Origin of the sequence: Paenibacillus sp. F4, assembly GCF_002894905.1 — a bacterium.
Lineage (GTDB): Bacteria > Bacillota > Bacilli > Paenibacillales > Paenibacillaceae > Paenibacillus > Paenibacillus polymyxa_B.
Genome location: NZ_POVS01000008.1, coordinates 78447 through 101264 on the forward strand (window position 1 = coordinate 78447; position 22818 = coordinate 101264).

Sequence of the window (22818 nt, forward strand, 5' to 3'; positions counted from 1 at the left end):
AAGGTTGTGACCTATGAAAGTCATTTTATCAACGTTAAATGCAAAATATATTCATACCTCGCTGGCCATTCGATGCCTCAAAGCCTACAGTGAAAAGGACTTTGATATCGAGCTGGCGGAGTACACGATTAAGGACCCGGTGATGAACATCGTATCCGACTTGTTTCAACGCGGGGCAGATGTCATCGGCTTTTCTTGTTATATTTGGAACATTGAAGAGACGATCAAAGTTATTGATGTGTTGAAAAAGATTATGCCCGAGGTCAAAATTGTTCTGGGTGGTCCAGAGGTATCCTACGATACGGATCACTGGATGAAGCGCTTGGCGAATGTGGATTTTATCGTGGTTGGTGAAGGAGAGGAAACCTTCCATCAACTGCTGCAGGAGCTGGAAGGGGATGGCAAGTTCCATTTTGTGTATGGACTGGCTTACCGTAAGGGAGAAGAGGTTATTCAGATGCCCGGTCGCCCGAAAGCGGACTTGAACGAGCTACCGTCGCCCTATCGTTTTGCAGAGGATATACCGGAACTTGGGAAACGGGTTGTTTATTTTGAAACGAGCCGAGGCTGTCCGTTCAGTTGCCAGTTTTGTCTGTCGAGCATCGAAGTTGGGGTGCGCTATTACGATATCGAGCGTACAAAGTCGGATATTCTGTATCTGATCGACAATGGAGCCAACCTAATTAAGTTCGTGGATCGGACGTTTAACATTAAACGCGATTATGCGCTGGAAATGTTCAAATTTTTGATTGAAAATCACCGTGGCTGTGTCTTCCAGTTTGAGATTACGGCAGATATTATGCGTCCTGAAGTATTGGATTATTTAGCGGAAAACGCGCCGCCGGGCGTATTTCGTTTTGAAATCGGCGTCCAATCAACGAATGATCCTACCAATGAGTTGGTTAAGCGTCGCCAGAACTTTACCAAACTTTCCCGTACTGTTACCAAGGTCAAACAAAGTGGTAAAATCGACCAGCATTTGGATTTGATCGCCGGATTGCCCTTGGAGGACTACAACACATTCCGTAAAACGTTTAATGACGTTTTTGCGCTCGGCCCGGAAGAGCTTCAACTTGGCTTCCTCAAAATGCTGCGTGGCACCGGACTGCGTATCGACGCAGACAAGTATAACTATACGTATATGGATGTTGCGCCGTATGAAATGCTGAGCAATGACGTCCTTTCCTTTGCCGATATCGTCCGGCTCAAGCGCTTGGAAGATGTATTGGAAAAGTACTGGAATTCTCATCGTATGGATCATACAGTCAACTATCTGATTGAGCGTGAATTCTCGTCCGCCTTTGATTTCTTTCAGGAATTCGGAGACTACTGGGAAGGACAGGGCTGGCAAAAAATCGGGCATCAGCTCGAAGACTTGTTCACGCGTCTCCAGTCCTTTCTAGAATCGCGTGGAACAAAGCGAATGGATATGGTGCTTGGACTGATGAAGCTTGATTATTTCCTTAACCATAAATATAAGCCGCGTAAAATTTGGTGGGAGCATACCTTGGAGAAGAATGATTGGTCTAGCTATATGAAAATGGTTCTCCAGCATCCGGATGCGCTGTTGTCACCTGCGGTTGCAGATTTTGTGGCAGATACGAGCAAGGAGAGTACAGGTGGGACGGATGTAGGCAGTCAACAGCCGCAGCCATACCGCGAGATTATTCCAGCCTTTGCTTCCTTGAAGCTGAGTGAAAAGGAACTGCAAAAGCATGCTGTGCTGGATGTACTGCCGTTCAGTCTGGATCATATCCTGAGCGGGGGAAGCCCATTGACAGCCGAAGGCCGCACGCTGCTGCTTGTAGTCTATCAGCAAAATGGACAGCAAAAACCGTTCTACTACACCATGCCGATCGGCAAAAATATCGCCGCCATTTAAATATAAACGCCAGAGGGCATCGACTTTGATATACCAAGAGTCGGTGTCTTCTTTTGTTTTATAAATAGGTGATCACTCCAAATTTTACATTCGTGTAATCTATTGCTTTACGATACTTTACAAAACAAATATATGATTACTTTATCATATATGAATATCAAATTTATTGGAGTGTGACCTTGTGAAAAAGCGTTCGATGAAAAAGAGTATCCTTGCTTTAGGTGCCATTACCGTTTTGAGTGTGCCATTGTTATCTGCTAATATCCCTAACGCTTTTGCAGCCTCATCTAATACCAAGTCTACTACTGCACAGGTATCCAAAGGACTGAAAACTTCGTCAGCGAAAGTCGATGCTCCTAAGAATGTCATTCTTTTTATCGGCGATGGTATGGGAGAAGCAAGTCGCAACGCGATTCGCTTGGCGACGGTAGGGAAATCGGGATTACTTGAAATGGACAACATGCCTGTAACTGGCCTGGTTAGCACAAGTTCAGGGGATAACCTGGTTACGGATTCTGCCGCCGCTGCAACTGCCATTGCAACAGGTGTGAAAACGTATAACGGCGCAATCGGAATGGATTTGAATAAAAAACCAGTGACAACGATTATGGAGCTGGCCAAAAAAGCAGGCATGTCTACAGGTGTCGTGACGACAAGCCAAGTGACAGACGCAACGGGGGCCGCCTTTGGTGCGCATGTCGAAAAACGCTCCGCTCAAAGCGAGATTGCCAAGCAGTATCTGGAGAAAAGCAAGCTGGATGTTATTCTGGGCGGTGGTGAGGATTTCTGGTACCCTGCCGGAACAGTAGGCAAACATCCAGATGCTCCGGCAGAAGATCCAGAGGAAGCTAGTAAGGGAACTCAAGGAAATTTGGTAGAACAAGCGAAGAAGCTGGGTTATAGCTATGTGACGGATCAGGCAGGAATGAAAGCAGCCAAAGGTTCTAAGTTGCTAGGGCTGTTCGCCAATGAAGAGATGTTTCAAGCTCACAACAAGCTGGGTAACTCTTACAACCCAACGGTTTCTCTACCGGATATGACGGCTAAAGCGATTGATGTTCTTTCCAAAAACCAAAAAGGTTTTTTCCTGATGGTAGAAGAAGAAGGAACGGATGAGATGGCGCATGACAATGAAGGGGAGTTAACGATTAAGGCTGGGCAACAACTTGATAAGGCCGTTAAAGTAGCTAAAGAGTATGCGAAAGCGCATCCAGATACATTAGTGTTGGTGACGGCAGATCATGAAACGGGCGGTTTGGCGATTGAAGGCGAAGATGCGGAGGATGAATCCGGTGAAGGCATTTCTAAAGAGGATGGTCCTTTTACTGTAAAAGGCTCCGATGAGAAGTTTTATATCGACTGGACCACGGGAGGACATACATCTGTTGATGTGGCGTTAACCGCAATGGGCCCCGGCTCTTCTCAGTTTAGCGGGAATTACCCGAATACTGCCATTCATGACAAGCTGGTTAAGCTGCTTCAATTAAAGAAATAACGTAGTGTGAAAGCCGCCCCTTAAAAGGATTTGCCATATTGGCAATATGGTTTTTCCTGTGATAAACTAAAGCTAATAAGTATATACTAAAAAAGAGTAAGGATGCTGCCAACATCCTCACTCTTTTACAACAGCCGCTTATAAGGGCGGTGGCTGTAGGGTTGGATTAGTAAAATAGACCGCTAACCTTTTCCAGAGGGCGGTCTATTTCTTTTTGTTGAAGGAAATAATCAAGATCACCAACGTTGCAAATTGAATCATCAACATTAATGTATCTTTAACCTCCACAGGCATCACCTCCTTTGCAGGAGATTAGCCGACCGCCCATCTAAGCCATTCTGTTGTTAGTTTATAGTATATCATATGGATAGTATTGCTAAAAAGGACGAAAATGAAAACGCCTGTTTCTAGGTGTTTTTTGTTTTTTAAAAGATATATTTTTAAAGTTGAAAATTATTATGTAGTTCTTAACCAGTATAGGTGTTACGTAACTCATCTAAAAATTGCATAGCATCTTTACCTGTAAATATATTTGGTTCTCCAGAATAGATTGCAGAGAGATTTGGGCATCTTCATATAAAAACAGGGTATGTTCGAGATGCTTGGGAACGGATTCACGGATTTTTTGAAAATACTGGTTGCATTCCGTGGAAAATTGGTTGTATTCTGGTATGGTTTTAGAAAGATCACTATACAATGTTTCTAATCGGTTTCTGATTATGGGTTCAATTAATATTTCTAAAGAATTAGACATGATTTGCAAACCTCCAGAGTGAAAATGTTTTAATGTGGAATGACAAAATATCATGTAAATATTGTATCATTACATAGCGATTTGGTATACCGAAAGGTGACATCATAGTGACATCAAATCAATAGGAAATTCCAAGAAAAATCGAATATTTTGTGAATATCCTTGATTGGACTTAAAATTATAAGTGAAAAAGGGGAATTATATCTTTTGCAGTCGGTCATTAAGGATATAGCAAAAGGTAAAATGATGAGTTTACACAATTGTTTCTTTCTATTTCTATAAAATGATCTTGGATGTTGATGATTTATTCGTGGATGAAGAATACCGAAAACGAGGGATCTCCCAACTATTATTGACCGCAGTTCAGCAACATGGCACACTGACAGGATTCAAGGGAATTGGGTATCGATAGGAAAGAATAATGTTTCAGCACAAAGAGAGTATGAAGGAAATCAAAATATCAATGATGGGGGATTTTACCGTTATGAGATGATCCTAAAGCTCTGTCCTGTCATGTGAGGAAATAAAGTCTATATAAGCTGAACTAAAAAAATGTACATGGAAAACGGAGTAGACGGAATGGTGTTGTACAAGCGAAACGGTCGCTTTAAAAGCTTTCCGTAGGAAAGCTCGCTTCGGAAGCATCACCTCCCCGGATTTCTACCGATAAAAGATTTTACTTGAAGAATCCGGGGGCGGTGGCGATGGGAAGCACCATCCGTCTGCGTAGTGGCACTAAGGTAACTTTTAAATTCGCTTATATAATTATCTAAGCAATAAAAAAACGTAATTACGTAATATCGGTTATAATGAGGTAAGAATAATTAAGGAGCCGTGCTCTAACGCGGCTCCAGCATACAGCAACTGCATAAAGAGCAGTCGGCCGCGTAAGATAGATCGAGAATAGACCGTTGGCCTTTGGTTAGGGCGGTCTATTTCTTAGGCTATACCTTTACTCCTCCGTTGTTTTCTTCCCCCACACAAATTTCATTATAAAAAATATAATTGTCAGCATGATGAGAAGCAATGCCATCTGCAAGCCATAACGATGGATTAGTTCTCCTACTGCTTGTACATGATCGCCAAAAATACGTCCGAGTAGAAAGAAGATCAGCGTCCAGATCAAACCTGTTGAATAAGAGAAGAGGGCATAGCGCTTGAAACTCATTTTATTGATTCCGACAATATAAGGGATAATGTGACGAACGATCGGCAGCAAATAACTGATGCAAATAGTGAAGTTTCCATACTTATGTATCAATTTTTCCGAAAACGTAATGTACTTGTCCATTTTTTTCTTCCGGCGCAAACGTTCTAGAATCGGTGTACCCACGGTTCTCCCCAATACATAACCTAAGGACAAGCCTGATATAACCCCAAGATATACAATTAAAAAAGCGGGTAACGGGTGAAGTATGCCCATGCCTGTTACAGCCCCGCCAGTCATCACAATGACTTCGTCTGGGATAGGCAGACCCACAATCCCAAGCCATAGAGAAAAGAATAATGCTGCATAGCCGTATTGTTCGATGATGGAAATTAAATATTCCACGTCCATACCTATACTCCTTTCTTATGCTTTCTTTCGGCATACATACACGAATGCGGGTGGAACATTCATAGGCACAAACTTAATTTCTTCAATATCAAACCATTCACCTAACTGTTGTTTCATCTGTTTAGAGTATTGAAAGGCCACAAACATTCCTCCATCCCTGAGCGATAGATGAATTTGTTCTACAATTTGATTTCGCATCGCTTGTGGAAAATTGAAAAACGGCAGCCCGCTGATTATGCAGTCAAGCTGTTCTATTTGGGCATTTTTCATAGCAAGCTGAAGCTCACGCGAGTCGGAATAGCACAGATAATTCGGGAATCTCCTTTTTAAACTCTGCTGCATGCTCTGATCCTTTTCAAAGAGTAAAACCTTGGGTTGAAATTCAGCAGCATACGGGATGTATTGGGTAATTGCCCCTGTTCCAGCACCAAGCTCGGCAACAGCATGAACTTCACTCCATGGAATGGATTCTATCATATTTTTAGCTAAAAATCTGGAACTTGGTGTTACACTACCCACGTATGCAGGCGAGTACAAAAATTTGACTAGGAACATAAGTCTCTCGTGAACCAAATGGCTAATACGGATCATACATCATTTCCCTACTTTCAATTTTTAAAATACGTTCATTTATTCTTTGCTAAGAGTAACAAATTATCCCTTTACTTACTCCTGTCTCAAGTAGGGTTGATCCCCCCGTCCTGCGGAGGGGATTTTCCTTGACTATGGTCTAGGAAATAAAAAAAGGATTACGGTATTAGTGAGTCTGTATTTATTCAGTTATCATTCAGCATACCCTCAGGTTACATTCAGATTTGCTACCGATGAAAGGTAGGTGGGCAGCTAAAAACATTATGTACACTGAGAGGGGATCTACTTTGTCACTATCCATTAACAGGCATCTCATCACGACTTCCTATGATCAATCGAATACGGTGAAGTCATATGAAAATGGACTAAATACCGCGGGTCATACCACACACAAGAAGTCTAACGATTCACTCGAATTGAGCAAGGAATTCATGGAGTACACGGGAGGAATGCAGGCTCCGCTTCCTACGATGAGGAAGTATCGGATCTATTCGATAAGATAGCAGAAACGATCCAAAATAATCGTCCTGCACCGCCGCCTGAAAGTGGCCTGTCCCATCCTGAAATGGATAGCAGTGGTCTGCCTCTTATAATGCAGGCGATGGGTGGAATTATGCCTCCATTCGCATGGAATATCCAAGAGACTTCCAATCAAGAGGATAACAGCGCTACATCTGAGAAAGTGCTTACAATAGATGAAAAAAGGTCCTTACTGAGTGATTTGCAGAGTGTTCTGAGTTCCAGTCTTATATCCGGGTCAACAGCTTCGGACAAAGATCAGGAAACAGAACTGCTTTCTGCATTAAAAGACGCGTGGGGAAATACAGATGAATCGAATGCCACAGATGAAGAAATATCGGCTTTATTCGATAAAATCGCTAAGATTTTTGAACAATCTATATCATCGTCGTATTAGTCATTAGAGTGCAATACCATAGCTTAGAACCGGTTAGCCCACACGTGTAAAACTCATACTTTTATAAAGGGGAAATCTCGTATGAACATTTCATCCACATCCAGCAGTTCAATATCTATTGCAAGCACTTCATCTTCATCCAGTACCAACGATACAGCTAGTCTGGAAAAGCAAAAAGCTCAACTTGAAGCGGAGTACAACAAAGTACAGCAAAGTAAGGATAATAAAGATACAAAAGAAACAAAAATGAAGCAGCTTCAGCAGCAAATTAAACAGATTGAAGCTCAAATTGCACAGCAAAGTTCGCAATCCAGCAGCACGTCAACTCCAAAAATGGAAAAGCCCGCTCCAAGTAACACGGAAACAACTCGTATTAACAGCGCTAACAGCAGTGATATTACGGGAGTTGGAAAATCACTGGATATTTCAATTTAATCATCCCATCTTTTTTCCTGTAGGACAGACGATGGATACAAACGATAGCAGGCTCTCCGTTTCATCGAGGCCCGTTTCTACCGTTAAAACGGATGCTAATGGAGCCAATGCGGTTTTAGCAACAGGAGTCTCCAGACAAGAAAGTTGTGTACCAAACATTAACGACAAATAACAAAAATATCTCATATTAGTAATTAGCAAGTATTAAAAAGAGCCCGATAAGCAAGTATCATCGGGCTTTTTATCAAATTTAGGAGGCGACTGTGTCTATTCATACTTTACAGCTAAACCTGGCTCAAGTGATAATTTAGGTATGCAATTACTAATTTAAGCGACAGGTGTTGAAATCCAGATTTGAGATTATTTTTTTGTTGAAAACGCTATCTCCATCCTATATAATAACTACATAATTAATATTAGGGTTGTTACTGCAATGCAGGCAAAGCCTAAACCAATCCGTACTAAATTATGTTTAGTTTTGGATTAGTTTAGGTTTTTTTTGTTAGTAAAAAATACAAAGTGGGCGAACTCATGAGGATTAAAAAAGTATTCAACAATAATGTTGCATTGGTTGAAGGACCAAATCGATCCGAGATAATTGTTATTGGAAAGGGACTAGCCTATCAGAAAAATCCAGGTGAAAATATAGATCCATCCAGAATTGAGAAGACTTTCGTGATGGAGACTAAAGAATTATCTGAGCGGCTATCTACATTACTGAGTGAAATTCCTACAAAGCATCTAGAATTGACAGATCAAATTATCCGTTATGCAGTAAAGGATCTCAACACTTCCTTTAGCAATAATATCTACCTGGCTCTTACAGATCACATTAGTTATGCAATTACGCGTGCTGCACAGGGATTGAGTCTCAAGAATGCGCTGCTCTGGGAGATACAGAAGTTTTATCCGAAAGAATATCACACGGCAATGCACGCATTACACTTAATTGAAAAGGAAACAGGAATTAGATTACCTGTAGATGAAGCTGGCTTTATTGCAATGCATTTTGTGAATGGCCAGCAGGATGGTCAGGAAATGGAACAGACTTTAATGGTAACCCAGATGGTTCAAGAAATTCTTAATATAGTAACACTTCATTATGGGATTGAGCTAGATGAGAATTCGTTAAATTATAGCCGCTTTGTGACTCACTTAAAATATTTTTCTTATCGCACCATGCGTCATGAATCGATTCCTTTTGAGGATGATGAGCTCTACGAACAAGTCATTGTTAAGTATCCTGAAGCTTTTGCCTGCAGTGAGAAGGTAAGAGCATATTTACGGGAAGAGTATCAAGTTGAGACAACCGAAGGTGAAATGGTTTATTTCATGCTCCATATTAGGCGTGTGACCAGCAGAGATTAGCCTATTACAATAAATAGCAGGGTTGTTACCATTAGTTGGGCAAAGCCTGGATAAGTGATGAGTGTACTGGTTTTCAGTGTGCTTTATCACCTGTTCAGGTTTTTTTGTTTCATATTAAAAGAATGAGGTCTAAAGGAGCGAGAACAAATGAAGTACGAAAGATTAGCCAAAGATATCGTGCAGAACATTGGGGGAGAGGAGAATGTTACGAATCTTGTCCATTGTGCAACCCGGTTGAGATTTAATTTAAAAGACAATCATGTACCCGACAAAGAGAAGCTAAAAAGCTTAGAAGGAGTGCTAACGGTCGTAGAAAGTGGTGGTCAATTCCAAGTGGTTATCGGAAATGACGTTGCGCACGTGTATCAAGAGATTATGAAAACCAGCAAACTAGGGGCGGGCAATAATGCATCCGAGGATGGAGATAAACCTAAGGAGAAGATCATGTCCAGAATTTTTGCGGTGATTTCTGGAAGTTTATCTCCCCTGTTGCCTGCTATGGCGGGGGCGGGGATACTTAAAGCTTTCTTAACCTTATTCACAACTTTTGAATGGATCTCTGCGGAAAGTGGAACTTACCTAATCCTGGCTGCAGCAGCAAATGCCGTTTTCTATTTCCTACCTATATTCCTGGGCGTCTCTGCAGCGATCAAATTCGGCGCCAATCCTTATGTAGGTGGAGTTATCGGTGCAGCATTAATGGAGCCGAATTTTACGGGGTTATTGGCCAATGGAGATACTTCTTCATTTCTAGGCATTCCTGTAGTCCTAATGGATTATTCGTCAACCGTCTTTCCGGTGTTCGTAGCTATTTGGATATTCTCTTACGTGGAGAAATATCTAAAGAAAATCATCTATAAAGAGCTGCAGACGTTTTTGGTTCCGTTATTGTCCTTAGTCATCATTGTACCGCTCACTGTTATGATTTTTGGCCCATTTGGAGTATATATCGGAAACGCGATAGCAGATGCCATTAATTATCTCATGGGAGTAAGCGGGCTGTTGACAGGAGCTGTCATTGGCGGGTTAATCTTTTTCCTTGTTGTTTTTGGCCTTCATTGGGGTATTATTCCGATCGTTCTGGCAAATCTTACGAATGGAACCGATCCAATCCTTGCGATGTGGGCAGCCTCTAACTTCGCGATGGCCGGGGTGGCACTGGCTGTTTTCATTAAATCCAAAGAAAAGTCTTTGAAATCAATTGCTGGTTCCTCTACATTAAGTCTGTTGTTAGCAGGTGTCTCTGAGCCGACTGTCTACGGGATATTGCTGCGTTACAAGCGCACGATTCCCTATGTTATTATTGCTGGAGCTATCGGAGGGGCAATTAATGGCGGTTTCCATACGTATGCTACAGCATTTGTCTTCCAAAATATTTTTTCGATCGGTGCATTTGAACCTATTGGGCATTATTTAATAGGAATTGCAGCTGCCATGGGTATTGGTTTGATTCTGACGATTCTTTTCGGATACATGGATAAAAAAGCTGTAACAGTAACTGAACCAATTGATGTAGCTCCTACTGTAGAAACAAAGGCTATTCAGCCAGAAGCAAGTGTCAATGTTATTGCTGGTTCGCGGAGCTTAAAGAAAGAGGTACTGATCAGCCCATTAACAGGTGATGTGAAATCCTTGATTGAAGTTCCCGATCCTACCTTTGCAGAAGGTGCTATGGGGAAAGGTATTGCAATAATCCCGAGTGTTGGCCAAGCTTTCTCGCCAGTGAACGGTACGATTAGTACTGTACTTAAGTCAGGTCATGCTGTAATTATACTGTCCGAGAATGGCGCAGAAATATTGATTCACATTGGAATCAATACCGTTCAATTAAAAGGGCAATACTTCACGCCTCGAGTGAAGGTAGGAGATCAGATCCGCAAAGGAGATCTATTAATTGATTTTGATCTTGAGAAGATTAAGGAGGCCGGATACAATCCGATCACACCTATTATAATCTCGAATACTAGCGATTATTTGGATGTTATTGAAACAACAAACTCATCGGTTTTGGCACAAGATAAGTTGCTGACGCTTGTTGTCTAAGCAAATCTGTCTTCATCGGAATGGGGCTGGCAGATTGATCCGCTTGGTCTAAGGGTTACTCTAAACCTACTCTCACAGACAGTGATGCTAAACTCTCGAACATCGTGGATAATGGACACACTATTTATTATGACGCGGGTGAGAGTGCAAATAACTGGTTGAACGGGGAGACAATTACTTTCTCTTGCGGCGGCAAGCTGACTCCAGCCAGTGCTTCATAAGCAGCAAGACGATAAAATCATTTCAATTAAATCCATAGGAATAAAAAGCAGTTGCTGGTCTATTAAACCAGCAACTGCTTTTTACGTTTACTAAATATTTTACATGAATCCAGGGAGCGACTTTCAATCTGCGCTATATAGATCGGAATAATTTTATCTGTTTAAATGATTCATGTGACTAAACATAGAAAAGTATATACAATATATAACAGTAGGAAGATGAAAGTATTTTAACCATATTATTTTATATATTGAAATCAGTAAGTGCTAGTAATCATTTCAAATTGGAGGATTTATGCCATGACGCTGGAACCTCAGATGAGTCGAAGTAGTAGGGATGAAGCGCGTTTAGTCAGAAACAAGTTGATTGAGTTTAATGCGAAATACGTCCCAGCAGATATTCGAACCCGATACGAAGAGATTAATCTTACGCTCAAAGATGAAGACGGTCAGGTCATGGGCGGTCTCCTAAGTGTACTATGTTGGAACTGGGTGGAGGTTGATATTTTGTGGGTAGATCAGGGTTACAGAGGAAAGGGCTACGGTTCACAACTGCTTGGTGAAATTGAACAAATTGCTAAAGAAAAAGGGTGTAATTTTATACAACTTAATACCTTTACTTTTCAAGCGCCCGAATTCTATGAAAAGCATGGGTATGAAGTCGTTGGTGTTATTGACGATGCTCCGAGAGGCTTTAAACACTATTATTATAAGAAAAGTATCTACTGAGGACTCTATATATGCGCGTACAGATCAAGGAAATAAATAAAGATCAGCATATCATCATTCGTAGTATTGGCGAGGAAAAAGTATACGGCTACTGGACATATTTTTGGCATGAACTGACCTCGGGATATGCGTATGTTGTCCCGTATGAACAAAGCTTGAATAAGATGATTCCCGGTTGTGTAATTTCGGTCGAGACTTCTCAATCCAGTATAGAGGGGTTCAGAAGGCTGAAGTCTACTGAAGAGACAGGGATTTTTCGACCTCAATCAAAGCTAGGCGACTATTGGATTCAAGGTACGATACATCAAGTGATGCAAGGCGAAGCAGGCGAGATAGAATGTCTGGAGATTGTAGTAGGAGACACTACGTTTATTTTGGATTCTGAAGAAATGAATGGTGATGTCAACGTTAAGGCGGGTGATGGTGTCGCCTTTGAAATCATAGGTCTGCAGTTGTTTGACGAGGGACTGTGATCGTTCTATGGAGATTGATTGGAAAAGAGGTGACACATGTCTAATGATTATAGTAAATCCAAAACGTTGGGTGCTTTTCTGAAATCACGTAGAAATCGCCTTCAACCAGAGCAGGCAGGTCTTAGACTTTCACAGGGCCAGCGAAGAACATCGGGACTTCGCCGAGAAGAAGTTGCTATGCTGGCAGGTGTCAGTGCGACGTATTACACATGGCTGGAACAAGGTAGAGAAGTAACAGCATCTAAGGAGATTATCGAAAGTATAGGAGGAACTCTACAATTAACCCATGATGAGAGAGCGCATCTAATTCAATTGTGGAACCCCAATGAGACGGTTGCGATTTCTCCTATCCATACAAGGCTGAATCCACAGTGGCAACATATTATTGATCAGTTGTCCTATCCTTCCTTCATCAGCAATGAGAAAGCGGAAGTGCTTGCTTGGAATAGCGCGGCGAATGAGGTCATTACCGATTTTTCTTCCCTGTCCGTTTCTGAACGTGTCATGATTCGTTTATTGTTCATGGATTCCGAATTACGTCGTCGAATGGTTAACTGGGAAGAATTTGCGTCCTATTCGGTGGCTGTTTTTAGAACCTATTATGACAAGTATTTAGGAGATACTTGGTTTGAGGAGACGGTAGAACGGCTGCGTGTGGAAAGTATGGAGTTTGACACCATGTGGAAGCTACATCATATCCAGCTCAAAAAAGTGAATCGGGTTTCCTTTCAAATCCCTGGCGCTGTGGAGGCCGTTTCCTATGATATTAATTCTTTAGCAAGCATTACGGACCAACCGGACGAATTGGGAATCGGCTTCGTACCCTACAGTCCACTGGGTCGAGGTTTCCTCACGGGACAGATCAAGAAATTTGACGATCTGCCAGAAGATGATTATCGCCGTCATTTCCCACGCTTCCAAGGCGAGAATTTCAACAAAAATCTAGAGGTTGTCCTCCTGATCGAAAAGCTGGCTGCCCAGAAAGGCTGTACTTCTGCTCAGCTGGGGCTGGCATGGCTGCTGGCGCAAGGCGACCATATCGTTCCGATTCCGGGAACGAAGAGACTGGAAAGAGTGCGTGAAAATCTTGGTGCTCTACAGGTCTCCTTGTCGGAAGCAGAGCTTCAAGAGATCGAGCGTATTTCGCCCAAAGGTTTCGCAGCAGGTTCTCGTTATCCGGGGCATGCCTAGAAAACTGAGTATTGGCATGAAGATTAAGTTTAGGATAAGACCGTTCCTTTCTGGAGTCGCTTGGTAGTACCAACGGCTTTGCAGAAAGGCGGTCTTTTTTTGCTGATTTTGACCGACTTAGGCATGAGTCTTCTAATCTAGTCTATGGTTAGAGTTATTGCGCTCTACAAAATAACGAGTTAAAGTATGAGAAATGCCATATTTAACCACAGTTTGTCGGTGTGAAATTAAGCTAGATTATAGTGAATCGTGAATAAAGAAAGGTATGATCGGATTGACAACAGAAGTGACACACAAAATATATACCATGTGTATGATTCAAGACGGAAGCAAGGTATTGCTTATGAATAGACCCAATCGAAAGGGGTTTCCGGGTTATATTGCTCCAGGAGGAAAAGTAGAGTTTCCAGAAAGCATTGTGAATGGGGCCATTCGTGAAGTAAAGGAAGAAACAGGCTTAACCGTTACGGAAATTGTATTTAAAGGAATCGACGAATATTGTGATCCAAGGCAAGGGCTGAGATATATGGTCTTTAACTATTTGGCTACAGCCACTGAAGGTGAACTATTAAAAAATCCCCCCGAGGGGGAACTGCTGTGGGTCGATATGAAGGAGGCGTTAAATCTGCCGATGCAGGATTGGTTTAAGCGGAGATTTCCATTGTTTTTCGAGCCGGGAACGTTTGAGGTTAGTTTCGTTTGGCTGGCAGATACGGATGAAACCCTGGAAGCAACGATTAAGAGCTATGGTGTGTAGAGATGACGACGACCATTTATTTTTCGTCTAATCGGCTAGGCGAGGTAACAAATGACCAAATGCAAAGGATGCTGAATCGTTTTGATTTGGGACGTTTGCTGTCTTACGAAAAAACGGCAGAAGGTGTCCTAGGGCAAACCCTCTATGTTTCCTCAACGGCTGGGCAGTTTGTGCTGAAGGGGAACCCGCTTTTTCTAGGGCAATGGATAGAAGAAAAGTTTATGGTGGAGCAAATACAGACACGGACTTCAATTCCCGTGCCAACACCGTATCTTGTGGATCATATGGAGGACATTTTTGGCTGGAGCTATGCAGTTATGCCCCGTCTATACGGTCAGCATATACATACACCTGAGTTGCAAGCAAAGCTGACCTCGCTGGATAAACAGCAAATGGCTGAAATGCTTGCTACTGTTCTGTTGGAGCTTCATAGCTGGAAGGTTAAGAACAGTGGAGAGCTGGATACAACAACTCTAGCCATTCGTCCTTTTGAAGTTTCTTATCGAGTATGGTTGTATGGGCGAATTCGATATTGGCTAGAGGATGCCAAAAAATACTCGAACATTTCTGTACAGGATATGGAATGGGTAGAGGAAATATTGGAAGGTTCCCGTCAAGCATTCGATCAGCTGGAAGCTGCCACCTTTGTGATGGGGGATTTTAAACCGCAAAATTTCCTTGTCCAGAATGGGTATAAGGGCTGGAGAGTCAGTGGTCTTTTTGATTTTACGACAGCCTATTTTGGGGACGGGGTTGCCGACCTTCCGAAAATAACCACCATGTATCTGGAGAACGGCGAAGAAGAGTTGGCAAAAGGGTTTCTTACTGCTTACGCACAAGGGATGGAAGCCAAAGAAGGATTTACTGAGCGTTTCCGGGTGCATATGCTGCATCAGCAGGTTCTAAACTGGGGATGTGCCAAAGCGATGAAGCTAGTCACTTGGGATGATAAGCTCTCTTTTGCAGATTGGGCGCAAAAATTCATGGATATTGAATATAAGCAATAGCAGATGAATTGAACGTTTAAAGAGGAGGCCGTGAGTGGATGCAGACCGTCAGATTGGTACAGCCGGATCAGGACTGGAAGGAGGCTTATCTTTCATTTTATGAGGAGTGGAAAAAGAGTCAGGAGCATATGGTACCTTGGGTGATCTCTGTAGAGCCGTACGATTTTGAAGGTATGCTGACGGTTTTAAGTAATCAGGAAAATGGAATGAACCTGTCTGAAGGCTGGGTCAAAAGCTCAACATACTGGCTTGTGAATGCGAATGAACAGGTTGTGGGAGCAGTGAATATCAGACATGACCTTAACGAACACCTAATGAATGCCGGAGGTCATATCGGTTACGGTATCCGTCCTTCTGCACGAGGGAACAGGTACGCTGTTACAATGCTGGCCTTGGCGTTAGAAAAAGCAAAGGAGCTGGGGATTTCTCGAGCCCTGGTCGTATGCGACTCCGATAATATTGCCTCCAAAAAAACAATCATACAAAACGGCGGAACGCCGGACAAGGATTACATAGAGGAAGACGGAAACCGTGTAAACCGGTTTTGGATCGAACTGTGAGTGAGAAAGAGGGGGAATGCGAGAAGCTCATGAAATTATGGCCTGAATATGCGCAAAACATCATTGTTGGTGTTATTTTTGAAGGGAAATGGAATTGGTATGTGACGGAAAGAGAGTATTGGTTTTTGAATACCGAGATGGAGGAACGGTTTGGTATCCCTGTTTTGGATGAAACCACAGCGGGCGCATTTTTGGATCACATCTGTGAATATAAGGTGGCTACTGGGGAACTAACTTCAATGCTCCAGTTGCTGGATGAGGCTATTCAGCATCAGGATGAATTGTTGGAGTTCTGTCCTGCTCTGTATGTTAACTTTGATGAGAAAGTTCTCTATTCGCTATTTCCTGAGCCAGCTTCGTTTGAACACTATGTCCCAGCGGGGTGGAAAGGGGAATATCAAAACTTTTTGAACGAGGTACCTTCACCTGAACAGTATTGGATGATCGATGGAAGTAATTTTTTTGAGAAATTCACTTGATAGGACGAAGGAGGAAATGAAAATATGGAGTCTTCTATGCATGAGTTTAAAATCATATCCAAGCACAGAATGTACGATCAATATTTGGTAAAGCTGCGGGCATGCATTGGGCTTTTGGATGAACAGGTGCTATGGCGTATTGGTGAGGCGGAAACGAACAGTATTGGTGGGACCATCAACCATATCATGGTGCATGTGCGTAGAAACGCAGCCAAGCTCATAGATCCGACGATTACATACAAGCAAGGAATGGAGGATAGCTTTATACCTTCCATGCAAAACAAGGAACAACTTATGGATGAAGTTGAAGAAGCTTTTTCATCTTTCTGTGCAGCAATGGACAATACGGGCGCGATAGATATGTATAACGTATACCATGTGGTGGAGCATACGGCTTATCATCTGGGGCAGATCATAGACCGAGTTCAGAGATTGGCAGATCATCGTTTTCAATTTGTACAGACAGGACTTAATGAAAAAGCATTGCATGCGATAGTGCAGCAATCCTTGCATAACATACGAGAATAACGAAAGTATCGGCCATATAAATCTATAAAATATAGTTCCAAGGTCACGAAAAACTCTGTAATGGTCATGTTTTTATTTCTTAATTGATATTGATAATTATTATCACTTATAATAGGAGCAGACATATTACGCTATGATAGGGAGAGTTGCAGAGTGACAGTATCCTTGGAATTATATGATGTAACGATCATCGGCGGTGGTCCTGCCGGTATGTATACCGCATTTTACAGTGGAATGAGAGATATGAAGACCAAGCTGATCGAAGCCAAGCATGAGCTGGGCGGACGGATGCGCATATACCCAGAGAAGATGATTTGGGATGTCGGGGGGGTTACCCCGGTTTTATGTGAAAAGCTGATTGATCAGCTGGAGCAGCAGGCGCGGACGTTCGAGCCTACCATTGTGCTGGGACAGCAGATCACTGGTTTGGATCGGCAAGAGGATGGCACGTTCCTGCTAACTTCTGCCACAGGGGAACAGCATTGGACACGCACGATCGTTCTGGCAGTAGGCTATGGTATTCTCAAAATGGCTAAGCTGGAGATTGAGGGGGCGGACCGCTATGAGGTTACGAACCTGCATTATACTGTACAAGAGCTGGAGCCATTCCGGGGCAAGCACGTCCTGATTTCCGGTGGGGGCGACTCGGCGGTGGATTGGGCGAATGAGCTGGAGTCTATTGCGGCGAGTGTGACCGTCGTACATCGTCGGGATCACTTTGGCGGACATGAGAAAAATGTAGCTCGTATGAAATCATCTTCGGTCCGTGTTCTCACACCATACGCGGTGAGCCAGCTACATAGCAACAATGGAGAGACGATTGAACAGGTGACGATCAGTCATGTAGATACGGACGAAATACAGGTGTTGAATGTCGATGCAGTCATCGTAAATCATGGACTAAAATCCGATTTCGGTCCGCTTCGGGATTGGGGGCTGGATATGGGTGAGTGGCATGCCCGAGTGAGCGAAAAGCTGGAAACGAATCTGCCGGGGATTTTCGCGGCAGGCGATTTTGTCGAGTACGGAAGTAAGCTGTATCTGATTGCCGGTGCGTTCACAGATGCCGCCCTTGCGCTGAACAGCGCGAAGCTGTACATTGATCCGGCAGCTGACAAAGCGGCATATGTTTCTTCTCATAACAGCCGCTTTAAGGAGAAGAACCGCGAGCTTGGTGTCGTGGAGTAGAGTAAGATACGGAATTAAGTTATATAGGATTAGAGATAGGGTAGGGGAAATGTAAAAGAACTTCCGCGACTACGATTGATGTGGTTTTGGAGGTTCTTTTTTTGTCAGGTTACTGACTTTTCGTTCTAAAGGTTGGATAGCATACACCCTATAGAATAAAATGAAGAATGATTCGTAGTAAGCAAATGGACAAGCATTGAAAAATTAAATGAACCTGCCATAGAAAGTATGGACGGGATTGAAAGGTGACATATGAAGAGACGAACAGAGCAACAGGAAGCGATGATGGCAGATATTATTCAAAAGGCGGAGCCGTATGTACAGCAACAGCTGGAGCATGACCACAGTGGTCACGATTGGTGGCATATTGACCGGGTGAGAAAGCTGTCCCTTAAAATTGCTGCCAAAGAGGGCGCAGATTCGTTTATTTGTGAACTGGCAGCACTGCTGCATGATGTAGCGGATGAAAAATTAAATGATTCCAAACAAGCCGGGCTGGATAAAGTAGAGCAGTGGCTGCTTCTGCATATCAGCGATCCGAATGTAATCACGCACGTGATGACTATTATAGCTACGATGTCCTACAATGGTGGACAAAACCCGCCTATGGAGACGCTGGAAGGTCAAGTTGTGCAGGATGCGGATCGGTTGGATGCTCTTGGAGCGATTGGGATTGCAAGAACCTTTATGTATGCGGGCTCAAAAGGCAGTATGATGCATCACCCGGATAAAGACTTTTCACAGCATGAGTATCGTGCCGCAGGTAAAAGTGCCATATACCATTTTTACGAAAAACTGCTCAAGCTCAAGGATTTAATGAATACCGCTTATGCTCAAGAGCTGGCGGAAGTTCGGCATCAATGGATGGAGATGTACTTGGAGCAATTTTATAGAGAATGGAATGTGGATGATAAATAAAGTGTTTCAATAAGGCTGTTTCCTCTAACCGAGTATATCGGAGGGGAAACGGCCTTTATTTTTTTATAAATGTCATATTGATATTATCGAAAATGTGTGTTATTTTATTGTTAATAACAAAATGATAATAACAAAATATTATAAACTATAAAGAAAGCAGGGAAGCGGCTATGTTTGGCTTTAATTTTGTTAAATTTCAGCCCAGTGAATATGTGATGAAGGTGAAAAACGGGAAGGTGGTTCGGGAGGGTGTTGGATTATCTTTTTATTATTACGCCCCGACCACCTCGGTCGTCGTCGTGCCTGTCTCTTCCATTGATGTACCGTTCATGTTTGAGGATATGACGAATGATTTTCAGGCGGTGACGGTGCAGGGGCAATTGACTTATCGAATTGTGGATTACCGGAGAACGACACAGATTTTAAACTATACGTATGACTTGAAGGAACGACGCTATATTTCGGATGATCCGGGCAAGCTGGCCCAACGGGTGATTAACATCGCCAAGGTGCTTACCAAAAAATATTTGGAGCGTGTCCCGCTCAAAGAAGCTGTTCAGTCCAGTGAACGTCTGGCCCAAAACATGACGAAGGATATTGCACAGCATACGGAAATGGAAAAGCTCGGCATTGAGGTTATGGGGCTGTCGATTTTGGCGATTCTACCCAATAAGGAGACGATGAGAGCGCTGGAGGCTCAAGCGAGGGAAGAGATTCTTCGCAACGCGGATCATGCTTTGTATGAGCGTCGTAATGCATCTATTGAGCAAGAGCGGCGTGTGAAGGAAAACGAGCTGAACACTGAGATTGCAGTAGAGACGAAAAAGAAACAAATCCGCGAAACTCAACTCGATGCCGAGCGTTCTGTGAAGCAAAAGCAAAGCGAGATGAAAGAGGAACAGCTAAGATTTGACACAGCCTTGGAGGAGAAAAAACGCGAGCTGATTGAGCTGACCGTAACGAATAAAAAGGCAGAAGCCGATGCCAAGGCCTATGAGCTGACAGCAGTTATGAAATCGTTGCAGGATGTTGAGCCGAACGTACTTCAAGCTATGGCCAATATGGATATGAGCCCGGATAAGCTAATTGCGATAGCATTCCAGGAGCTTGCAGAAAATGCAGGGAAAATCGGTCAGCTGAATATTACACCGGATCTGCTGCAAGGTCTCATGTCAGATACGGGAGCAAACGGATCAGCAGGATCGAGAGGGTCTGGAGGAAGAACACGATGAGCAGCCGAATGACAGAGCAGAAGATCATTTTGGTGAAGCGTAAAACGCGACTGGAGGAACTGATTGTCCGATACAATACGGTGCAGCAGGCTCGCTTCTTTATGGAACGGTTGGGTGCGGATTTCAGTGATTATGTGCTGGAGGACGAAAATTACCGCAGGGCGGTGGCAACGGCTACGTCGGAGTTAACGGCTTTGGGTCGAGTTCAGATTGTGGAGCGGGAGCATGTGCCGAACTTTATTTTTGGTGAGCAGGATACAGTGGTGGTACTGGGTCAGGATGGGCTGGTAGCCAACACGTTAAAATATTTGACTGAGCAGCCGCTTATCGGTGTGAATCCAGATCCATTGCGCTGGGACGGGGTATTACTGCCGTTTACTGTATCCGACCTGCGCTGGGTGGTGCCGGATGTATTCGTTCACAGACGCCCAATTAAGGAAGTTACACTGGCTAAGGCCCAATTAAATGATGGCCAATCCTTGTATGCTGTAAATGATTTATTCATTGGGCGCAAAACTCATGTCTCCGCGAGATATGAGCTAAGACTGGAGGATCAGGTAGAGCAGCAATCCTCCAGCGGCATTATCGTTTCAACCGGATTGGGAGCGACAGGCTGGCTGACCAGCGTGCTTGCTGGAGCGGCCGGGATTGTTGGCAGTGCTACACGGCATCCAATCTCGCTGACTCCAGGCCAGCTGATGCCAGATGCAGCCTTCAGTCAGGAAGGGGCAGCAGACGGAACGAGTCATGATCATCGTGCAACCTGGAGTTTGCCATCGCTTTATTTTACGGTGAGAGAACCCTTCCCCAGTCGAACGACTGCTGCGGATCTTGTGTTTGGTCAGGTAGCAGCCCAAAAACCGTTACGGATTGCATCGCAGATGCCGGAAAATGGAGTTATTTTCAGCGATGGAGTGGAAAGCGACTTTCTGGAGTTTAATGCTGGCATTGAGGCGACCATTGGACCAGCGGAGAAAAAAGGGCATCTGGTCGTGTAGAGGTTTGTACAAGACGGCAATGGGTAATTATGAGTAAGGTACAACCATCAGATGAAATTAAAAAAGGAGGAATCAACATGAGCGACCACACTCAAGACGAAGCGAAAATCCGCAACAAGAAGGACGAGGACGGAGATTCCTTGATGGAGAAAACGAAGCTGGAAAATGGCGTGGATATCGAGCCTGAGGCTGATGAATGGATTGCGAAGCCCTCACCAGTGTCATACGATGATACGAACTCCTCTTCGAAGAAATAAGGCTCTTGCGTCCAAATAGAGCAGTGATGCAAAGACAGATGATCTCTAATCGGGTCATCTGTCTTCTTTACATAGGTTAATTGAATCTAGAATATACTTTCCATACTAGCTCACGGCGGCTGCTTACATCTGTTTTCAAGAAAATTGCTTTCAGATGATCCTGCACCGTGTAGGCAGTAATATGGAGTGCGCTGGCCAGCTCCTTGGTCGAAAAGCCCTGAACAATGAGTTGGACAATTTGTCTCTCTCGTTCGGACCATGAGTACACCTCGGCCATAAGCGGTAGCATGTCAGTTGCTTTAGCAGCCTCAAACCATACGGCTAGCTGCTTCTGGCCCGTATGCTCCTGTCCGCCTTGCAGAAGGGTGGCTCTGATGGTTACCCATGGGGTTCCTGCGTCTGCGGAAGGGATACATAGTCGGGCTGGTGCAGTGGCAGTGGATAGCGCTCGCAAGCATACCGCCCGGACAGGAGCCGGAAGGCTGTCTTCATGGATTCCCTCCTGCTGCCGAAGCAGCTGTAGCCACTGCTCTGCTACTGTATTGGACGAGATCGGTTCTAGCTTATCGGAAAGCATTAGAATCCCTGGCTCAAGTTCATTTTCCGTGGTCATGGCAGGGGCTGGAGATAAACCGACACTGGCCTGACGCAGATGGTAGGCTATGGACGGCGCTAATGCTTCAAGCAGTTGTTGCTCTTCCTCGCTGAATACAGGCTTTCCATGATGACGGAACAACGTAAGAAATCCCCAACAGCTCCCTTTGTACATAAATGGAACACGTAGCTCGTCCCCGAATCCGGCGGGTTGCAAAACATCTCTATATCGTGTGCTCCGATCCGGTTGGCCTTGTGTAGACCCATGTAGCGTCGCTACAGACTGTCCTTCTCGCACCAACTGATCATATTTCATCATATCGTCATGCAGATATTCGTATTCCAGCAGTTTGTTATGAATGTCCTCCACACCCGACTCTGTAAATGCCCCCGTGGAAAGCAGCGTACGCGGATCTACTGAGGTGCAGCACGCCGCATCGAAAGCAATCTGAGTACGCAAGCGGTCGATTAGGGTGTGCTTGTACGTTAGGGATGAAGGTGCTTTTTTCCCCAGATCAATGATTTGCTGTCGGGCGTCCTTAAGCTGTGCAAATTGCGTGTAGTGTGCGTTCATCATTTACTCCTATCGTGAAAGCTGGAGATTCTCAAGCGCGCTTATTTAAATCCCACATTTATGGGATGGT

The 22818-nt window shown here is 43.8% G+C and carries 24 protein-coding genes and 1 pseudogene; 21 read left to right on the forward strand and 4 right to left on the reverse strand.

Annotated elements, in window-relative coordinates:
- Window positions 1–13: 13 nt before the first annotated feature.
- Window positions 14–1882 (forward strand): B12-binding domain-containing radical SAM protein, encoded by a 1869-nt coding sequence (locus C1T21_RS06160; protein ID WP_103047623.1) that lies wholly within the window; start codon window positions 14–16, stop codon window positions 1880–1882.
- A 181-nt stretch (window positions 1883–2063) separates the two neighbouring features.
- Entirely contained in the window at window positions 2064–3377 is a 1314-nt protein-coding gene (locus tag C1T21_RS06165) for an alkaline phosphatase (protein ID WP_103047624.1), read from the forward strand.
- 204 nt (window positions 3378–3581) lie between these two features.
- Here C1T21_RS06165 and C1T21_RS28420 read toward each other — a convergent pair whose 3' ends face one another.
- Complete coding sequence (locus tag C1T21_RS28420; RefSeq protein ID WP_007429455.1) at window positions 3582–3671, reverse strand: putative holin-like toxin; 90 nt, start codon at window positions 3669–3671, stop codon at window positions 3582–3584.
- 743 nt (window positions 3672–4414) lie between these two features.
- On the opposite strand from C1T21_RS28420, the gene C1T21_RS28425 reads away from it, so the two are divergent.
- Entirely contained in the window at window positions 4415–4543 is a 129-nt protein-coding gene (locus tag C1T21_RS28425) for a GNAT family N-acetyltransferase (protein ID WP_146032479.1), read from the forward strand.
- A 540-nt stretch (window positions 4544–5083) separates the two neighbouring features.
- Here C1T21_RS28425 and C1T21_RS06175 read toward each other — a convergent pair.
- Window positions 5084–5689 (reverse strand): DedA family protein, encoded by a 606-nt coding sequence (locus C1T21_RS06175; protein ID WP_103047625.1) that lies wholly within the window; start codon window positions 5687–5689, stop codon window positions 5084–5086.
- A gap of 15 nt (window positions 5690–5704) precedes the next feature.
- Complete coding sequence (locus C1T21_RS06180; protein WP_103047626.1) at window positions 5705–6280, reverse strand: class I SAM-dependent methyltransferase; 576 nt, start codon at window positions 6278–6280, stop codon at window positions 5705–5707.
- A gap of 613 nt (window positions 6281–6893) precedes the next feature.
- On the opposite strand from C1T21_RS06180, the gene C1T21_RS27775 reads away from it, so the two are divergent.
- The 18 genes and pseudogenes from C1T21_RS27775 to C1T21_RS06265 all read left to right on the forward strand — a co-directional run bounded on the left by C1T21_RS27775 (window position 6894) and on the right by C1T21_RS06265 (window position 21580).
- Window positions 6894–7196, forward strand: coding sequence for a hypothetical protein (locus tag C1T21_RS27775; RefSeq protein WP_258012376.1), 303 nt, complete (start codon window positions 6894–6896; stop codon window positions 7194–7196).
- 81 nt (window positions 7197–7277) lie between these two features.
- Window positions 7278–7631, forward strand: coding sequence for a FlxA-like family protein (locus tag C1T21_RS06190; protein WP_053324926.1), 354 nt, complete (start codon window positions 7278–7280; stop codon window positions 7629–7631).
- Between the two features lie 531 nt (window positions 7632–8162).
- Window positions 8163–8999 (forward strand): BglG family transcription antiterminator LicT, encoded by an 837-nt coding sequence (licT, locus tag C1T21_RS06195; protein WP_025724298.1) that lies wholly within the window; start codon window positions 8163–8165, stop codon window positions 8997–8999.
- A 147-nt stretch (window positions 9000–9146) separates the two neighbouring features.
- On the forward strand, window positions 9147–11042 hold the full coding sequence (locus tag C1T21_RS06200) for a beta-glucoside-specific PTS transporter subunit IIABC (RefSeq protein WP_103047627.1): 1896 nt from the start codon (window positions 9147–9149) through the stop codon (window positions 11040–11042).
- A 6-nt stretch (window positions 11043–11048) separates the two neighbouring features.
- Window positions 11049–11263, forward strand: a pseudogene (locus C1T21_RS27780) (hypothetical protein); the annotation flags it as partial.
- 300 nt (window positions 11264–11563) lie between these two features.
- On the forward strand, window positions 11564–11992 hold the full coding sequence (locus tag C1T21_RS06205) for a GNAT family N-acetyltransferase (protein ID WP_103047628.1): 429 nt from the start codon (window positions 11564–11566) through the stop codon (window positions 11990–11992).
- Between the two features lie 11 nt (window positions 11993–12003).
- Complete coding sequence (locus C1T21_RS06210) at window positions 12004–12465, forward strand: hypothetical protein (RefSeq protein WP_103047629.1); 462 nt, start codon at window positions 12004–12006, stop codon at window positions 12463–12465.
- Between the two features lie 36 nt (window positions 12466–12501).
- Window positions 12502–13656, forward strand: coding sequence for an aldo/keto reductase (locus C1T21_RS27785; protein WP_223822031.1), 1155 nt, complete (start codon window positions 12502–12504; stop codon window positions 13654–13656).
- Between the two features lie 265 nt (window positions 13657–13921).
- Entirely contained in the window at window positions 13922–14413 is a 492-nt protein-coding gene (locus C1T21_RS06220; protein WP_103047630.1) for an 8-oxo-dGTP diphosphatase, read from the forward strand.
- A gap of 2 nt (window positions 14414–14415) precedes the next feature.
- The gene (locus tag C1T21_RS06225) at window positions 14416–15420 is read left to right on the forward strand and encodes a phosphotransferase family protein (RefSeq protein ID WP_103047631.1); all 1005 of its coding nucleotides are present in this window, start codon (window positions 14416–14418) and stop codon (window positions 15418–15420) included.
- A 38-nt stretch (window positions 15421–15458) separates the two neighbouring features.
- The gene (locus C1T21_RS06230) at window positions 15459–15980 is read left to right on the forward strand and encodes a GNAT family N-acetyltransferase (RefSeq protein ID WP_103047632.1); all 522 of its coding nucleotides are present in this window, start codon (window positions 15459–15461) and stop codon (window positions 15978–15980) included.
- Between the two features lie 29 nt (window positions 15981–16009).
- On the forward strand, window positions 16010–16459 hold the full coding sequence (locus C1T21_RS06235) for a hypothetical protein (RefSeq protein ID WP_103047633.1): 450 nt from the start codon (window positions 16010–16012) through the stop codon (window positions 16457–16459).
- A 24-nt stretch (window positions 16460–16483) separates the two neighbouring features.
- Complete coding sequence (locus C1T21_RS06240; protein WP_103047634.1) at window positions 16484–16987, forward strand: hypothetical protein; 504 nt, start codon at window positions 16484–16486, stop codon at window positions 16985–16987.
- 153 nt (window positions 16988–17140) lie between these two features.
- Entirely contained in the window at window positions 17141–18175 is a 1035-nt protein-coding gene (locus C1T21_RS06245) for an NAD(P)/FAD-dependent oxidoreductase (protein ID WP_103047635.1), read from the forward strand.
- 252 nt (window positions 18176–18427) lie between these two features.
- Window positions 18428–19093 (forward strand): HD domain-containing protein, encoded by a 666-nt coding sequence (locus tag C1T21_RS06250; RefSeq protein WP_103047636.1) that lies wholly within the window; start codon window positions 18428–18430, stop codon window positions 19091–19093.
- Between the two features lie 170 nt (window positions 19094–19263).
- Complete coding sequence (locus tag C1T21_RS06255; protein ID WP_103047637.1) at window positions 19264–20325, forward strand: SPFH domain-containing protein; 1062 nt, start codon at window positions 19264–19266, stop codon at window positions 20323–20325.
- Complete coding sequence (locus C1T21_RS06260) at window positions 20322–21323, forward strand: NAD(+)/NADH kinase (RefSeq protein ID WP_103047638.1); 1002 nt, start codon at window positions 20322–20324, stop codon at window positions 21321–21323. The genes C1T21_RS06255 and C1T21_RS06260 overlap by 4 nt, the downstream gene beginning before the upstream one ends.
- A 77-nt stretch (window positions 21324–21400) precedes the next feature.
- Window positions 21401–21580 (forward strand): hypothetical protein, encoded by a 180-nt coding sequence (locus C1T21_RS06265; RefSeq protein WP_013309345.1) that lies wholly within the window; start codon window positions 21401–21403, stop codon window positions 21578–21580.
- A gap of 76 nt (window positions 21581–21656) precedes the next feature.
- On the opposite strand, the gene C1T21_RS06270 is transcribed toward C1T21_RS06265, so the two are convergent.
- A complete protein-coding gene (locus C1T21_RS06270; RefSeq protein WP_103047639.1) occupies window positions 21657–22748 on the reverse strand; it encodes a LuxR C-terminal-related transcriptional regulator in 1092 nt (363 codons plus the stop codon).
- Window positions 22749–22818 lie beyond the last annotated feature (70 nt).

Bases quoted from the DNA above. Each gene is read 5' to 3' on its own strand.
- C1T21_RS06270 (WP_103047639.1), bottom strand. From the start codon at position 22,748: ATGAACGCACACTACACGCAATTTGCACAGCTTAAGGACGCCCGACAG.
- C1T21_RS28420 (WP_007429455.1), bottom strand. From the start codon at position 3,671: ATGCCTGTGGAGGTTAAAGATACATTAATGTTGATGATTCAATTTGCA.
- C1T21_RS06190 (WP_053324926.1), top strand. From the start codon at position 7,278: ATGAACATTTCATCCACATCCAGCAGTTCAATATCTATTGCAAGCACT.
- C1T21_RS06250 (WP_103047636.1), top strand. From the start codon at position 18,428: ATGAAGAGACGAACAGAGCAACAGGAAGCGATGATGGCAGATATTATT.
- C1T21_RS06225 (WP_103047631.1), top strand. From the start codon at position 14,416: ATGACGACGACCATTTATTTTTCGTCTAATCGGCTAGGCGAGGTAACA.
- C1T21_RS06265 (WP_013309345.1), top strand. From the start codon at position 21,401: ATGAGCGACCACACTCAAGACGAAGCGAAAATCCGCAACAAGAAGGAC.
- C1T21_RS06210 (WP_103047629.1), top strand. From the start codon at position 12,004: ATGCGCGTACAGATCAAGGAAATAAATAAAGATCAGCATATCATCATT.
- C1T21_RS06160 (WP_103047623.1), top strand. From the start codon at position 14: ATGAAAGTCATTTTATCAACGTTAAATGCAAAATATATTCATACCTCG.
- C1T21_RS06205 (WP_103047628.1), top strand. From the start codon at position 11,564: ATGACGCTGGAACCTCAGATGAGTCGAAGTAGTAGGGATGAAGCGCGT.
- C1T21_RS06200 (WP_103047627.1), top strand. From the start codon at position 9,147: ATGAAGTACGAAAGATTAGCCAAAGATATCGTGCAGAACATTGGGGGA.
- C1T21_RS06260 (WP_103047638.1), top strand. From the start codon at position 20,322: ATGAGCAGCCGAATGACAGAGCAGAAGATCATTTTGGTGAAGCGTAAA.
- C1T21_RS06180 (WP_103047626.1), bottom strand. From the start codon at position 6,280: ATGATCCGTATTAGCCATTTGGTTCACGAGAGACTTATGTTCCTAGTC.
- C1T21_RS27785 (WP_223822031.1), top strand. From the start codon at position 12,502: ATGTCTAATGATTATAGTAAATCCAAAACGTTGGGTGCTTTTCTGAAA.
- C1T21_RS06230 (WP_103047632.1), top strand. From the start codon at position 15,459: ATGCAGACCGTCAGATTGGTACAGCCGGATCAGGACTGGAAGGAGGCT.
- licT (WP_025724298.1), top strand. From the start codon at position 8,163: ATGAGGATTAAAAAAGTATTCAACAATAATGTTGCATTGGTTGAAGGA.
- C1T21_RS27775 (WP_258012376.1), top strand. From the start codon at position 6,894: ATGCCTCCATTCGCATGGAATATCCAAGAGACTTCCAATCAAGAGGAT.
- C1T21_RS06235 (WP_103047633.1), top strand. From the start codon at position 16,010: ATGAAATTATGGCCTGAATATGCGCAAAACATCATTGTTGGTGTTATT.
- C1T21_RS06240 (WP_103047634.1), top strand. From the start codon at position 16,484: ATGGAGTCTTCTATGCATGAGTTTAAAATCATATCCAAGCACAGAATG.
- C1T21_RS28425 (WP_146032479.1), top strand. From the start codon at position 4,415: ATGATCTTGGATGTTGATGATTTATTCGTGGATGAAGAATACCGAAAA.
- C1T21_RS06255 (WP_103047637.1), top strand. From the start codon at position 19,264: ATGTTTGGCTTTAATTTTGTTAAATTTCAGCCCAGTGAATATGTGATG.
- C1T21_RS06220 (WP_103047630.1), top strand. From the start codon at position 13,922: ATGATCGGATTGACAACAGAAGTGACACACAAAATATATACCATGTGT.
- C1T21_RS06175 (WP_103047625.1), bottom strand. From the start codon at position 5,689: ATGGACGTGGAATATTTAATTTCCATCATCGAACAATACGGCTATGCA.